The sequence below is a fragment of the Bifidobacterium pseudolongum subsp. pseudolongum DSM 20099 genome, assembly GCF_000771225.1.
Taxonomy (GTDB): domain Bacteria; phylum Actinomycetota; class Actinomycetes; order Actinomycetales; family Bifidobacteriaceae; genus Bifidobacterium; species Bifidobacterium pseudolongum.
On sequence record NZ_JDTZ01000001.1, the window covers coordinates 1 to 13,108 of the forward strand.

Below are 13,108 nucleotides of genomic sequence, written 5' to 3' on the forward strand. Positions count from 1 at the left end.
GAATACTGCCACGCTGAATCACTCCAGCGCACAAGAAAAATAGTCTACACGCAAATTCATTGAATGCAACTCGGCGTGTCTTACCGGGGCTCACATGGAGATTCGCGTAAGTGGCATCGCCGAATCGATCGGGAAATCCAACGGCGACGGACGCACGCCGGCTTCCACGAGGTTGGCGCCAAGCATGGCGACCATGGCGCCGTTGTCGGTGCACAATGCCCGTTCAGGCAAGCGCACATCCACGCCGTGGCGCTCACCTTGCTCGAGCAGTGCGGCGCGCAATTGCGAGTTCGCGGAGAACCCGCCGCCCACGATGAGTGTGTCCGAACCGTACTGCGCACACCCCCGCATCGCTTTCGTGGCGAGCACATCGGCCACCGAGGCCGCAAGCGATGCGCACACATCGTCGACCGGCACCACTTCGCCCGTGGCCTGCCGTTGTTCGATCCACCGCGCCACAGCTGTTTTGACCCCTGAGAAGCTGAAATCGTACGGATGGCGCTTGCCCGCGTTGCCTTGGGTCAGGCCCTGCGGCACACGGATCGCATGGGAATTCCCCTTGCGCGCATGTTCGTCGATGTGCGGGCCGCCCGGGTAGGGGAAGCCAAGCAGTCGCGCCACCTTGTCGAAACATTCGCCCGCCGCGTCGTCGAGCGTGGTGCCCACCACATCGATATGCCGCGCGATGTCATCGACATGCAGCAATGACGTGTGACCGCCCGAGACGATGAGCGCCATCGTGTTGGCGGGCAGTGCGCCGAACTGCAGCTGGGTGACGGCCACATGCCCGATGACGTGGTTGACTCCGTAGATGGGTTTGCCGGCCGCCCATGCGAGCGCCTTGGCGCCGGAGACGCCGACGGCAAGGCATCCGGCGAGGCCGGGGCCTGCGGAGACGGCGATGGCGTCGATGTCGGTCAGGTCGAGTCCGGCGTCGGCGAGCGCCTTGTTGACGACCGGGGTGAAGGCTTGGGCGTGGGCGCGTGAGGCGATTTCTGGGATGACGCCGCCGTAGCGGGCGTGTTCGTCCATGGATGAGGCGACGACGTTGGATTGTAGGGTGTGTCCTGTGACGATGGCGGCTGCGGTTTCATCGCATGTTGATTCGATGCCGAGGATGGTTGGTTGGCTCATGGTGGCTCCGTGTGGTGGTTAGGCGTGGGTGGGTTGGAATCCGATGGTGTGGGGGTTGAGGGGAAGGGCCATGGTGTATGCGTCTATGCCTTCTGGTTGGTAGTAGCGTTTGCGTAGGCCGATGCGGGTGAATCCGTTTTTGGTGTAGAGGGTGAGTGCTGGTGTGTTGTCTACGCGGACTTCGAGGAGGATGCGTTCGGCGTGGTCGGCTGTGGCTTGGTCGATAATCTGTTGGAGGAGTGTTTGGCCGATGCCGTGGTGTTGGTGTTGTGGCGCTACTCCTATGGTCATGATCTGCGTGTCGTAGCCGTCGAACCAGATGCCGGCGTATCCGCGTATGACAGGGTTGCCGGGGGTTGTTGTGGGATCGATGTCGGCCCAGTAGGTGCGGGCTGGCGCGTTGAGTTCCTGGCGGATGGCGTTGGGGCTCCATGCGCTGGTGCCGAAAAGTTGGGGTTCGAGTTGGCTGATTTGTTCGATGGCTTGGTCTTGGTCGAGTGTGGTGAGGTTGACGATCATGCGGCGTCCTTGGTGGCTGGCGCGTGGTTGAGGACGTGTTTGAGTGGGTTGGGTACGCTGACGTCTGGGCGGCGTAGGTAGAGGGGTTCGACGGATTGTGGCGTGGTGTGGGTTTCGGCGAGGTGGTCGAAGAGGGTGAGTCCGGTGGCTCCCAGGTCGAGTGCGGTGAGGTTGACGATGGCGCCGGGGTTGTGCAGGGAGGCCCAGTGTTGGGTGTAGGTGTTGGCTCCGTGCCCCATGATGTCGATGGTGTATTGGGTGCCGGGATGGTTCTGTTGGAGGGTGTGTATGGCGTCGTTGACGCGTGTGGTGATGTGTTCGGGGTAGTCGATGTCCATGGGGATCACTGCGGTTGGTGCGCCGTCGGTGTGGCTGTAGAGCGCGAAGTAGAGTTGTTTGCGGCGCGCGTCGTTGAGAGCGAGGGTGAGGGGTGTGCATGTGGAGGTCGAGTCGATGGCGTCTCGTGCCTCCGCTGGCAGCAGTGTGCTGATCCGGGGGTCGTGGCGGCGTGCGGCGTGCATGGTTGCGGCGCAAGGTTCAAGGTCGTTTTGGCCGAGCAGTTCGGCCCCGGTGGCGAAGGCGATGGCTTGTGCGGTGACGATGCCGGCGCGCAGGCCGGTGAAGGGTGCCGGGCCGGTGCCGACGATGATGCGGTCCAGGTCGTGTGGGGTGATGCCTGCTTGGGTGCATGCGGCGGCGATGTCCACTTGGAGGCGTTCGACGTGGGTGCGTGAATTGTGTTCCTGGATGGGTTCGTGGCCGACGATGCCGACTGTGGATCCGTATGCGGTGTCGATGACGAGTGTGTGCATGCTGTGGTTCCTGCGGTTGTGTGTTGGGGTGGGTGGGGGTTGGAATATGGAGTGGTGGTGTGAGGCTATGCCTGCCGCTTCCCCATGGTTGGCATGTCGGGCAGATCGTGCATGAACTGGTTCCAGTAGGGGCCGACGGGCGTGAGGGTGACGATGCGGTCACCCGCGCTTGTGGGATCCACGGGGAGACCGGCCCTTGCCATCTCCGGCACCATCGTGTCGAGGGGCCGGTCGATATGCACTTCGAGTCGTTCGTCGGCGAGCGCTGCGGCCATTTGTTCACCCCATTCCATGAGGATGACGGTGTGGGTGCCGGGTTCTTCGAGCTCTTCGTCAAGTCCGAGGCTTTCGAGTTCGTCGAGGAGGCGGTTCACGCTGTCTTGCCCTGGTGCGTAGTCGGTGCCTCCGAGCCGGTAGGCGTCCACGTGGATCAGGTGTGCGGGTGTGCCGTTGGCGAAGTGGCCGTTGAGTTCGCGGGCGATGGTGAAGGTGGGTGAGACGATGGGTTCGCGTATGCCCAGCCCGGCGCCAAATCCTTGGGCGAAGGTGGTTTTGCCGGCGCCCAATGGCCCGGATAGGAGGATGACCTCTCCCCCGTGCATGTGGTTGGCGAGGTGGGTGCCCAATGCGCGCATGTCTGCGGCGGTTGCGGCGGTGATGGTGGTGTGCATGCGGTGTCCTTATGCGATGCCTTTGCGGCTGATGAGTTCGATGGCGTGTTCGAGTGCGTAGATGGGGTCTGAACCGTTGGTTTTGCATTGTTCGTCCGCCCACGCGAGTTGGCTGAAGCATTGCGCCATGCCTGCGGATGTCCATCCGGGCAGTTGTTTGGATGCGTTGCGCAGCATCCATGGCGCCATGTTCGATTCGGCCTGTGTGATGGCTCCGGCGCGTACGGCCGACGCTTTGGCCATGGAGCGTAGTTTCATCGCGAGCGCGCCGATGAGTGCGATGGGTTCGGTGCCTTGGCTGATGGCGGAGCGCATCATGATGACGGCTTGGGCGCCGTGTCCGGCGAGTGCTTGGTCGGCCATGGCGAATCCGGTGACTTGGGGGTCGGATATCAGGTATTGGTTGACTTGGTGCAGGGTGATGGGGTTGGTGTCGAAGTCGAAGCAGAGTTGTTCGATCATGGCGGCGAGTTCGCCGGGGCGTTCGCCGAGCACGCTGGCGAGTTGTTGGGCGGCTTGTGGTTCCACGGTGCGCCCGCGTTGTTCGAAGCCTTGGAGGGTGAAGTTGAGGCGTGCCTGTGGTTTGTCGAGTTTGGGGATGTCTTCGAGTACGGCGTGCAGGCTGGTGAGGGTGTCGATCAGTCGTTTGCCTTTGGGGGACCCGTTGTGGCTGAGGATGACGAGGGATCCGTCGGTTTCGCCGTGGGGGTTGCGGCAATGGTCGGTGATGGCTTGGGCGAGTGGTTCGTCGCAGTCTTCCGCATGGTTGATGATGACGGCGGCGCTGGGGCTGAGCAGTGAGGGGCTTGTGGCTTCCTCGAAATCGTATTGGCTGCTGTCTTTGGCTTCCAGTTCGATCAGTTCGCTGTCCGGGTGGGTGTCAAGCCATTGGCGGGCGTGGCGCCGTGCGGCGAGACGGTTGAGGTATTCGTCGCCGCCGCGGATGATGACGCAGCGGGGTGTGTGGTGTGCTGCCATATGTTCAATGTCGCCGTATCGTTGGACAATCCGCATGCGTGTTCACTCCTTGCCTTGGCTCCATGGTATGTCCGTGAGCATGGTGGCTGTCTGCCGCCACCACCGGCGTGCGGCGTCCACTGGGCGACTGGCGTGCATGCTCCCCCGACGGCCGTGGTGGTGGATCAGCTGGACGATGGCGTGCAGATGATGCAGGGCGATGAGCAGGGCGATGCCGGCGGCGAGTGTGCCGAGCATGAGCAGCATGCCTGGAGCTCCTTGCGCCCATGGGATGCACCCGTCCTCCGCGGCGCCGAACAGGTCTGCCGCCAAGGCGATCGGTCGTGTGCACCATGCGGAGAGCGTGGCGAACACGATGGCGCATGGAGGGCATGCCGTGGCGCAGACGCAGGCGAGCAGACCGGTGATGGTGGCCACGTCGGTGAACGGCGCCACCATGAGGTTCGCAGGTATGGACCAGAGCGGCACCTGTGGGCTGATGAGGATCTGCACCGGTAGGGTGAACACTTGCGCGCTCACCGTCATCGCGAGCGCCTGCGCCGCACCGCGTGGCATCCACCGTGCGCACGATGCCTGTATGCGCGGCATCATGGTGGCGATGCCGCATACGGCGGCGCATGACAGGGCGAATCCGTAGTTCGTGGCGCGCGTGGGGTCGGTCAACAAGGCGAGCATGGTGGTCCAGCACAGCGCGTGCATTGTCTGGCAGGGGCGCCGGCACAGCGCATAACCGACGGCGAATATGCCCATGAGCAGTGCGCGTGTGACTGACTGCCCCGGTACGAGCAGCATCGTGAGCATTCCGGCGGTGGCAAGACGTAGTATGGCGAGCGCCCCACGCGGCAGGCGTGCCAACGCGCCGATGATGGTGCACAGGCGCGCGATGAGCGCATAATGGCCGCCTGACACGGCCATGACGTGCATGATGCCCGCCTGCTTGCAGTGGTCTTCCAGTTGGCTCGCGTACGTCTCGTCGATGGTGACACCGGTGAGGATGTCCTGTCCGAGCAGTCCGAGGGTGACGCCGGGCACGAGCACACGGCCCTGGTCGTCCAATCGGGCGGCGACGGCGAAGAAGCGAGCGCGGAGTGTTTCGATGCCGTGCCACCATGGTGGCGCCGGCGCATGTATGGTGGCGGTGCGCGCGGTGAGGATGATGCGGGTCGTGTCCCAGACTGCGCGCTGTGCCGCACCGTGCACATCGTAGCGTGCGCCTTGTTCGATTGTGGCGCACACGTCGCCGCGCGCCTGCAGGGTCGCGGGTACGCGCGCGGATTGTTGCACACCGTTCTGGATAGTCTGTTCGACCATCACGTCGACGGCGCAATCGGCCGCAGGGCCGTTGGCACGCAGGGCGGGGGCTGTGGCGCGCACACGGTAGACGCCGTGGGCCACTCCCTGTGCGCTCGCCGCGTACACGGGGTCGACGGCGCGCATGGCCGTATGGGTCATGGCAGCCAGAGCGCCAAGCACGAGGCCTGCGAAGGTGAGCATCATGACGGTTGCGGCGCGCCGTGCGAAAGCGGCGTGGTTGTGGGTGACGTATGCCATCCAGGTTGTGAACACCACCCCGGCCGCAGCGCAGATGAGGATGGCCACCATGATGATCAGGGTGCGCGCGTTGTGGGGCTGCATGAGTGGTGTGGCGGCGAGCGCGGCCGCCCACATGCCTGCGGCCATGGTCAGCAGGCGCATGTCACGGCCGCCGTGTTCCCGGCTCGTCCATGGCGCGCGCATGTCACCGCACCCCCACATAGGGGCGGATCTTCTCGAGGGTTTTCGCGCCAATTCCATGCACGTTGAGCAATTCGTCGACACTGGTGAACCGGCCTGCGCTGGCGCGGTATGCGATGATGTTGGCCGCGGTGACCGGGCCGATGCCTTTGACGCTTTCGAGTTGCGCCTGACTGGCGGTGTTGAGGTCGACCAATGTGGAGGTGGTTTCGACTGTGGTGGGTTCGGACGGCACCGGGGTGGATTGCGGCGGCTCGGTGCCGGTTGCACTGGCTGTCGCGCTGACTGTTGGGGTGGTGCTCTGCTCGTGGGCGAGGCTCATCGACTGTTGGATGAGCAGTGTCAGGGAGGTGGCGAGGGCGATGACGAGCACGCCGACGACGATGAGCGCATGCACCGGTTCGACGCTTACCCGTGGCCTGTCACGTTCCACCTCCTGTTCCGCTGCCTCTTGCGGGCGTACGGCCGTCCATGTGCGCAGTGTGCTGGCGGTGTCCATCTGGTGTGGGGCGTGTTCACCGGACGGCGGTACGTCCTCAACCGGCCGTGGCGGCAACGGCACATCCATCCATGCCGGCCGTGCGCGCACACAGGTGTCGTGGCGTGTGGCGGCCAGCCGGCCGCCGCGGTCCGGCTTCGACGATGCAATATGACGGATGCCCATGGACCCACTGTGCGTGGTTCCATGGGCATCCGTCCAATATTGCGGGCCGGTGTGGTCGGACGCCCTGTCCATCCACACCGGCCCGCAGCGAACATTCGCCGCAGGCGATCACTGCCCCGGTACGATGGACACGATCTTGGGGGCCTTCACAATCACTTTGCGCGGTGGCACCCCACCCAGACGCGAAGCCACCGCTTCCAAGGCCATGCGTTCGAGCTCATCGGGGTCGATGTCCGGGCTCACCTCGAGCTTGGCGCGCACCTTACCCTTGATCTGCACCACGGCGGTCACACTGTCCTGGCCCACATAGCGTTCATCGGCCTGCGGCCACGGATGGTGCGCGAGCGTCGTGTCATGCCCCAGCCGGCTCCACAGTTCCTCCGCGATGTGCGGGGCGATCGGGGCGAGCATGAGCACAAGCGGTTCCACGGCGGCGCGGGGCACGCGCTCCATGCCGGTCAGATGGTTGTTGAGCACGATGAGCTTGGCGATGGCCGTGTTGGGGCGCATCCCCTCCATTTCGGCCGTCACGTCGGCGATCGTGTTGTTGAGCAGTTTGAGGGTCTTCTCATCCAACGCCTCGTCACTGACCACGGTCTGCCCGGTGTGTTCATCGATCACGTTGCGCCACAGGCGCTGCAGGAACCGCATGCCGCCCACCACGTTGCGTGTGTTCCACGGGCGTGACTCGTCGAGCGGGCCCATGCTCATTTCATAGAGTCGGAACGTGTCGGCGCCATAATGGTCATACATGTAATCCGGCGTCACGATGTTCTTCAGGCTCTTGCCCATCTTGCCGAACTCACGGTTGACGTGCTGGCCATGCCATGTGAACGTCGGTTCGCCGGACGCGTCCGGCTCCCCTTCCTCGACCTCGTCGGCGGGTACATACTGGCCACGGTCATCGGTGTAGGCATACGCCTGGATCATGCCTTGGTTGAACAGTTTGTGGAACGGTTCGAACGAATCCACATACCCGAGGTCGAACAGGACCTTGTGCCAGAACCGCGAATACAGCAGGTGCAGCACGGCATGCTCCACACCGCCGATATACAGGTCCACGCCGCCGGCCTCGCCGGCTGTGGCGTTGTGCTTGGGCCCCATCCAATAATCGTATTCGTCACGTTCCACCATGTGCCGCTCGTCATGCGGGTCGAGGTAGCGCATGTAATACCAGCATGAACCGGCCCAGTTCGGCATCGTGTTCGTGTCACGGTGGTAGGTCTTCGGCCCGTCGCCCAGATCAAGTGTGACATCCACCCATTCCGCGTTGCGGCTCAACGGCGCCTCCGGGTTCGACTGCGCGTCGTCCGGATCGAAGGTCTTGGGACTGTAATCGGGCACGTCGGGCAGATTGATCGGCAGCATGCTGTCAGGCACCAGATGTGGCACACCCTCGTCGTCATACACCACCGGGAACGGTTCTCCCCAGTAGCGTTGGCGGCTGAACAGCCAGTCACGCAGACGGTAGCTTGTGGTGCCATGGCCCACCTGCGCCTCTTCAAGCCATGCGGTGACCGCGCGCACCGCGTCATCCACACGCATGCCGTCGAGGCTCAACACGTCACCGCGCTTCCATGTGGCGTCCACCGACGAGTTGATCACCACACCGTCATGCGAGACGAACGGCGCCTTGCCCTCATAGTCGGCCAAGGTCTCGCCGCTGTCCGGCAGCGGCTGCACGGTGTAGATGACCGGCAGGCCGAACTTGACCGCGAAATCATAATCGCGCTGGTCGCCGCCCGGCACCGCCATGATCGCACCGGTGCCGTAATCCATCAGCACATAGTCCGCGGTGAACACCGGCAATTGCGCGCCCGTGATCGGATTGGTGGCGTACAGGCCGGTGAACAGGCCCGTCTTCTCCCCCGCATCGTCCACACGGTCTTTCGCCGTCTTGGCGGCCGCGGCTGCCCGGTAGTCGGCGACGGCCTCACGCGGCGAACCATAGCCACCCGTCCACGCTTCGGGTGTGCCGTCTGGCCACTGGTCCGGCACGTCGGCGAGCAACGGGTGTTCGGGAGACACGACGCAGAACGTCGTGCCGAACAGTGTGTCGGGGCGCGTCGTGTAAATCTCCATCGTGCGCTCGCCTTGCGGTGTGGCCACCGTGAAGTCCACCGACGCGCCATGCGATTCGCCGATCCAATTGCGCTGCATGAGCTTGACCTTCTCAGGCCAGTCGATCGTGTTGAGGTCCTCGATCAGACGGTGGCCATACGCGGTGATACGCATCGACCATTGGCGCAGTTCACGCTGGAACACGGGGAAATTGCCGCGTTCGGAACGCCCTTCGGCCGTGACCTCCTCGTTGGCGAGCACCGTGCCCAGGCCAGGGCACCAGTTGACCGGCGACTTGGAGATGTAGGCGAGGCGGTATTCATTGAGCACATCCGAACGCTCGGCCTCACTGAGCTCGTCCCATGCCTGGCCCTCATGGCCGTCGATCGGACGTTCGCCCGAACGGAACTGTTCCACGAGTTCGCCGATCGGCCGGGCGCACCCCATGGAACCGCTTGGATTGCGCTTGTCCGGGTCGTACCATGCGTCGAAGATGCGTGAGAAGATCCACTGTGTCCACCGCACATACCCCGGTTCGATCGTGGCGAACGAACGACGGTCGTCGAAGCTCAGGCCCATGCGGCGCAACTGGCGCCGCATGTTGGCGATGTTCTGTTCGGTCGTAACACGCGGATGCTGGCCGGTTTGCACAGCGAACTGCTCGGCTGGCAGGCCGAACGCGTCATAGCCCATCGCATGGAGCACGTTCTCGCCCTTCATGCGGTGGTAGCGGCTCACCACATCGGTGGCCAGATAGCCAAGCGGATGCCCCACGTGCAGGCCCTTGCCCGACGGGTACGGGAACATGTCCATCGCGAAGAACGACGTGCGTCCCTCCGCATGGCGCCCCTCGCCATCAGTGAGGCCGCCACTGACATTCGCGGCCCAGAACGTGCCCTGGTCCTCCCAGATGTTCTGCCATTTCTCTTCGATCTGCTGCGCCATGGCGGCGTTGTAGCGGAACCGTGCGGTTTCCGGCTCATTGACTGGGCTGTGCGCGCCCGACTGGTTGTCACTCATAGGCAACGATTATCACCATGTAACTGGACACGGCGCGCGTCATTGCTTGGCTTCGGCGAGCTTGGGAGGATTGTCGGCCATATCCACGCGGTACCCCACGCTCGATCGCAGGCCGTCGGCGGCCTGCCGCCACGAGCCATCCGCGACCATCTGGCGCAACGCCGCGTCGATCTGCGCAACGAACTTGGGTTGGCCCGCGCGCACGCCCACACCAAAGCGCGCGATGCCGTACGAGTCACCGAGCACATCGAGGTAGGCGCCGCCCCCCTGGTCGCGCAATCCGTACAGAATGGGTTCGGGGGCCGCCACCGCGTCGGACTCGCCTGCAAGCAGCGACGAGACGCACTGCTGGTAGGTGTCGCGTTCCTCGACGCTGACCGAACTGACCTGCGCGCGCAACGCCTGCCCGGAGTCGCTGCCCTGCACGATGCACGCGGTGCGTCCCGCGAGGTCGCCAGTGCCGTCGACCGCGCGGGCGGCATCGTCATGGCCGCGCACCAGCAGGCCCTGGGACACGTCAAGGTACGGGCCGGCATAGTCGACCTGCGCGCCATCGGATTCCTGTCCTCCGTATGAGCCCACGACGAGGTCCACCGTGCCGTCGGCGAGCCGCTGCGCGCGCTCGTCGATCGGCACGTTGCGGAACACGATCTGCTTGCTGGCATAGCCAAGCACCTTGGCCACATATTGCGCCACCTGCACACTGAACCCCGAATAGGCGCCATTGTGGTACCAGCTCATGCCCGGCTCGTCGAGGGCCACGCCGATCGACAGCACAGGCCCGTCGGCCTGACCGGGCGCACTCACCTCGATGGGGGTGCCACAGGCCGCCACACCGGCGAGCGCCAAGGTGCACAGGGCCGCGCCGATGGTGTGTCGTGTGCTCATCATGGCCTCACTTGAACAGTCGCGAACGGGTCAGGAACCACAGCGAAGCCAATGACAATGCGATGGCCAGCACGATGATGATGAGGAAGCCCCATCGCGAGTCGGTGAACGGCATGCCGAGCATGCCCTGTTGGAAGTTCATGCCGTACATCGAGAAGATGAGCGTGGGGATCGACAGGGTGATCGAGATGATCGTGAAGATGCGCATCACGTTGCTCAGGTTGTTCGACACGACCGACGAGAACGCGTCGGTCATGTTCGCGAGGACGCCGCTGTAGATGTTGGCCATTTCGATGGCCTGCTTGTTTTCGGTGATGACGTCGTCGAGCAGGTCTTCGTCCTCAGGGTATTGTTTGATGCGCGACAGCGTGGTGAGTTTCTCCATCACGATCTCGTTGGATTTGAGCGACGTGTTGAAGTAGACGAGTGTCTTGCTCAGTTCGAGCAGCATGAGGATCTCGCGGTTTTGCATCGAATGACGCAGACGCAGTTCGAGTTTGTCGGTTTCGCCGTCGATGATGCGCAGGTAGCGCAGGTACATGGTGGCGTTGCGGTAGAGAATCTGCAGGATGAACCGCGAGCGCATGAACGTGTTGAAGCCGCGGATGGTGCCTTCCATGAAGGGGTGGAGCACGGGGGTGTCCTGCATGCAGACGGTGATGATGAGTGTCTTGGTGACGATGATCGACAATGGGATCGTCTCGTACCAGTTGCGTCCGGCGCGCTCGCCCACGGTGGGGATGTCGACGATGATCATCGTGTAGTTGTCCTCGACGTCGACGCGTGAGCGTTCCTCGTCGTCGAGCGGGGCGCGCAGGTCGGCGAGGTCGACGCCGGTCTCTTGGGCGACGGTCGTGAGTTCCACGTCGGTGGGGTCGGACAGTGCGAGCCACGATCCGCTTTCGGGTTTGTCTATCTGTTCGATCTGGCCGTTTACCGTACTGAACATGCGTAACATGGGAGTTCACCTGCCTCTCGGTCGACGCCGTGCGGTGCATGACGGGCGTGTGCGTCGCGGCGGCGGCGTGGCGCCGGCCCGCACGCGAAAACCTCACCCAGCTTAGTCGCAACGGTGCGACAGGCCGGCGCGGTTACGCTTTGGCCCCTTTGACCGGTTTCCATACCCCCATGCCGGGGTTACGCAAGGATGCGGGCCCGTTCTCCCAATCGCCGCAGGCGGCGATGTCGGGGCCTTGGTTGAATTCGGTGAGCACCCAATGTGTGCCGGTCGTGTCGGTGCCGGCGCCCATCGTGGACCAGAACGCGTTGCGGATGCCATCGAGCGTGTTGAGGCTGTCCATGTCCATGTCGAGCAGTGTGCCGATCGTCGCGGCGATCCATGAGCCGTGGGAGACGACGAACAGGGTTGTGGGGGTGGGGTCCTGGGCATGGGTGTGCACATAGTCGGCGATTGTCGTGGCGCCGCGCGCGCCGAGGTCGGTACGGCTTTCGACCCCGTATTCGAGTTCGCCGCCGGTGTGCGCGATCCATGAGCGGAACCCTTCGGGAAAGCGTTCGCGGATCTCTTCACGGGTCATGCCTTCCCACTGCCCGAAGCTGCGTTCACGCAGCCGCGCGTCGAGATGCACGTCGAGGCCCAGGATGTCGGCGAACGCGTGCGCGGTCTGCTGGGCGCGGAACAAGTCGGAGCTGACCACGTGCATCGTGCGCCCTGAGGCGGGGGCCTTGCGGTATTCATCCACGTCCATACGACGTACGGATGGGTCGGCGCTGCGCGGCAACAGGTCGGGGTTGGTGGCGATGGCGCTCACTTTGGCCCAGTAGAAGCGTTGCGCCAGAGTGTATGCGCTTTGGTCCGCCTGCCATTGGCCGACGATGTCGAGCGGGATGTCGATCTGCCCCTGCAATCGCCGTTGGAGGTTGAATCCGGTGCGCCCATGGCGCAGGAAGACGACTTCGTCGATCATGGATTGTGCAACTCCTTGGTACCGTGATTACTGTGCATGGATGTGGCTCGCGTGCGCCACTATGGCATAGGTATGGGCCGGTCGGTCGAAGGTGGCCGGCCGGCCCATGTGCGCACCTGCCGGCGCGTCTCAGTCCTTGGCGATTGTGGTGCCCGCATGGGCGCCGGCGGACAGGTCCTCGATCTGGGCTATTTCCATGACCGGCACGCAGGCCGGCTTCTTCGTGCCGCGCTGTTCGGCGAGCTTGACCTGTTCGTCGTAGATCGCATCGTCGGTGTGCAGCACAACCTCACCACGGAAACGGTAGCCCTTCTTCTGTTCGAAATTGACGAACGCCACGACGAGCGGGCTGCCGTTCTCAAGATTGCGGTAGGTCTGGCCACCGGTGCGCTCGTGGTAGGCCAGATGGTTGTCGTCGAGCGCGAACATCGACATCTTGGGGCCGAGGTCCGGCACGCCGTCGGCGCTGACTGTGGCGACGAACGCCAGGTTGTCGTTGATGAACTGCTTCATGTCTTCGGTAAGTGTTGCCATGGGAATCCTTTCATAGGGGTGTAGTACCCACTGTACGCGTTCGGCGGCGGCCGTGTCGCCGTTTACGCTCTCAAGGGCATAGGCCCATGCAGACATACGCAAAAGGCCCTCGCAATCATGCGAAGGCCTCAAGTCGTGGAGCTAAGGGGATTCGAACCCCTGACC

General features: G+C 63.8%; 12 protein-coding genes. All 12 read right to left on the reverse strand.

Annotated features, from left to right (window positions below; genetic code table 11):
* Window positions 1-90: 90 nt before the first annotated feature.
* Window positions 91-1,134, reverse strand: a complete 1,044-nt coding sequence (tsaD, locus tag OU02_RS00005; protein WP_033488222.1) for a tRNA (adenosine(37)-N6)-threonylcarbamoyltransferase complex transferase subunit TsaD — start codon at window positions 1,132-1,134, stop codon at window positions 91-93.
* Window positions 1,135-1,152: 18 nt separating this feature from the next.
* On the reverse strand, window positions 1,153-1,653 hold the full coding sequence (gene rimI / locus OU02_RS00010; RefSeq protein WP_033488223.1) for a ribosomal protein S18-alanine N-acetyltransferase: 501 nt from the start codon (window positions 1,651-1,653) through the stop codon (window positions 1,153-1,155).
* Window positions 1,650-2,465 carry a tRNA (adenosine(37)-N6)-threonylcarbamoyltransferase complex dimerization subunit type 1 TsaB gene (tsaB, locus tag OU02_RS00015; RefSeq protein WP_033488224.1) on the reverse strand — a complete coding sequence of 272 codons (816 nt, stop codon included), beginning with the start codon at window positions 2,463-2,465 and terminating at the stop codon, window positions 1,650-1,652. The genes rimI and tsaB overlap by 4 nt, the downstream gene beginning before the upstream one ends.
* Window positions 2,466-2,530: 65 nt before the next feature.
* On the reverse strand, window positions 2,531-3,136 hold the full coding sequence (gene tsaE, locus OU02_RS00020; protein WP_051918206.1) for a tRNA (adenosine(37)-N6)-threonylcarbamoyltransferase complex ATPase subunit type 1 TsaE: 606 nt from the start codon (window positions 3,134-3,136) through the stop codon (window positions 2,531-2,533).
* A 9-nt stretch (window positions 3,137-3,145) separates the two neighbouring features.
* A complete protein-coding gene (gene holA, locus OU02_RS00025; protein ID WP_033488231.1) occupies window positions 3,146-4,114 on the reverse strand; it encodes a DNA polymerase III subunit delta in 969 nt (322 codons plus the stop codon).
* Between the two features lie 42 nt (window positions 4,115-4,156).
* Entirely contained in the window at window positions 4,157-5,851 is a 1,695-nt protein-coding gene (locus OU02_RS08190; protein ID WP_160248834.1) for a ComEC/Rec2 family competence protein, read from the reverse strand.
* A gap of 1 nt (window position 5,852) precedes the next feature.
* On the reverse strand, window positions 5,853-6,512 hold the full coding sequence (locus OU02_RS08195) for a ComEA family DNA-binding protein (RefSeq protein ID WP_051918204.1): 660 nt from the start codon (window positions 6,510-6,512) through the stop codon (window positions 5,853-5,855).
* Window positions 6,513-6,620: 108 nt separating this feature from the next.
* On the reverse strand, window positions 6,621-9,593 hold the full coding sequence (gene leuS / locus OU02_RS00040; protein WP_033488225.1) for a leucine--tRNA ligase: 2,973 nt from the start codon (window positions 9,591-9,593) through the stop codon (window positions 6,621-6,623).
* 39 nt (window positions 9,594-9,632) lie between these two features.
* Window positions 9,633-10,484: a transporter substrate-binding domain-containing protein gene (locus tag OU02_RS00045; protein ID WP_033488226.1), complete on the reverse strand. Its 852-nt coding sequence runs from the start codon at window positions 10,482-10,484 to the stop codon at window positions 9,633-9,635.
* Between the two features lie 4 nt (window positions 10,485-10,488).
* The gene (locus tag OU02_RS00050) at window positions 10,489-11,439 is read right to left on the reverse strand and encodes a magnesium transporter CorA family protein (RefSeq protein ID WP_033488227.1); all 951 of its coding nucleotides are present in this window, start codon (window positions 11,437-11,439) and stop codon (window positions 10,489-10,491) included.
* A gap of 133 nt (window positions 11,440-11,572) precedes the next feature.
* Window positions 11,573-12,409: a histidine phosphatase family protein gene (locus OU02_RS00055; RefSeq protein WP_033488228.1), complete on the reverse strand. Its 837-nt coding sequence runs from the start codon at window positions 12,407-12,409 to the stop codon at window positions 11,573-11,575.
* Between the two features lie 129 nt (window positions 12,410-12,538).
* Window positions 12,539-12,943, reverse strand: coding sequence for a pyridoxamine 5'-phosphate oxidase family protein (locus OU02_RS00060; protein ID WP_033488229.1), 405 nt, complete (start codon window positions 12,941-12,943; stop codon window positions 12,539-12,541).
* Window positions 12,944-13,108 lie beyond the last annotated feature (165 nt).

Bases quoted from the DNA above. Each gene is read 5' to 3' on its own strand.
- tsaD (WP_033488222.1), bottom strand. From the start codon at position 1,134: ATGAGCCAACCAACCATCCTCGGCATCGAATCAACATGCGATGAAACC.
- rimI (WP_033488223.1), bottom strand. From the start codon at position 1,653: ATGATCGTCAACCTCACCACACTCGACCAAGACCAAGCCATCGAACAA.
- tsaB (WP_033488224.1), bottom strand. From the start codon at position 2,465: ATGCACACACTCGTCATCGACACCGCATACGGATCCACAGTCGGCATC.
- tsaE (WP_051918206.1), bottom strand. From the start codon at position 3,136: ATGCACACCACCATCACCGCCGCAACCGCCGCAGACATGCGCGCATTG.
- holA (WP_033488231.1), bottom strand. From the start codon at position 4,114: ATGGCAGCACACCACACACCCCGCTGCGTCATCATCCGCGGCGGCGAC.
- OU02_RS08190 (WP_160248834.1), bottom strand. From the start codon at position 5,851: ATGCGCGCGCCATGGACGAGCCGGGAACACGGCGGCCGTGACATGCGC.
- OU02_RS08195 (WP_051918204.1), bottom strand. From the start codon at position 6,512: ATGGGCATCCGTCATATTGCATCGTCGAAGCCGGACCGCGGCGGCCGG.
- leuS (WP_033488225.1), bottom strand. From the start codon at position 9,593: ATGAGTGACAACCAGTCGGGCGCGCACAGCCCAGTCAATGAGCCGGAA.
- OU02_RS00045 (WP_033488226.1), bottom strand. From the start codon at position 10,484: ATGATGAGCACACGACACACCATCGGCGCGGCCCTGTGCACCTTGGCG.
- OU02_RS00050 (WP_033488227.1), bottom strand. From the start codon at position 11,439: ATGTTACGCATGTTCAGTACGGTAAACGGCCAGATCGAACAGATAGAC.
- OU02_RS00055 (WP_033488228.1), bottom strand. From the start codon at position 12,409: ATGATCGACGAAGTCGTCTTCCTGCGCCATGGGCGCACCGGATTCAAC.
- OU02_RS00060 (WP_033488229.1), bottom strand. From the start codon at position 12,943: ATGGCAACACTTACCGAAGACATGAAGCAGTTCATCAACGACAACCTG.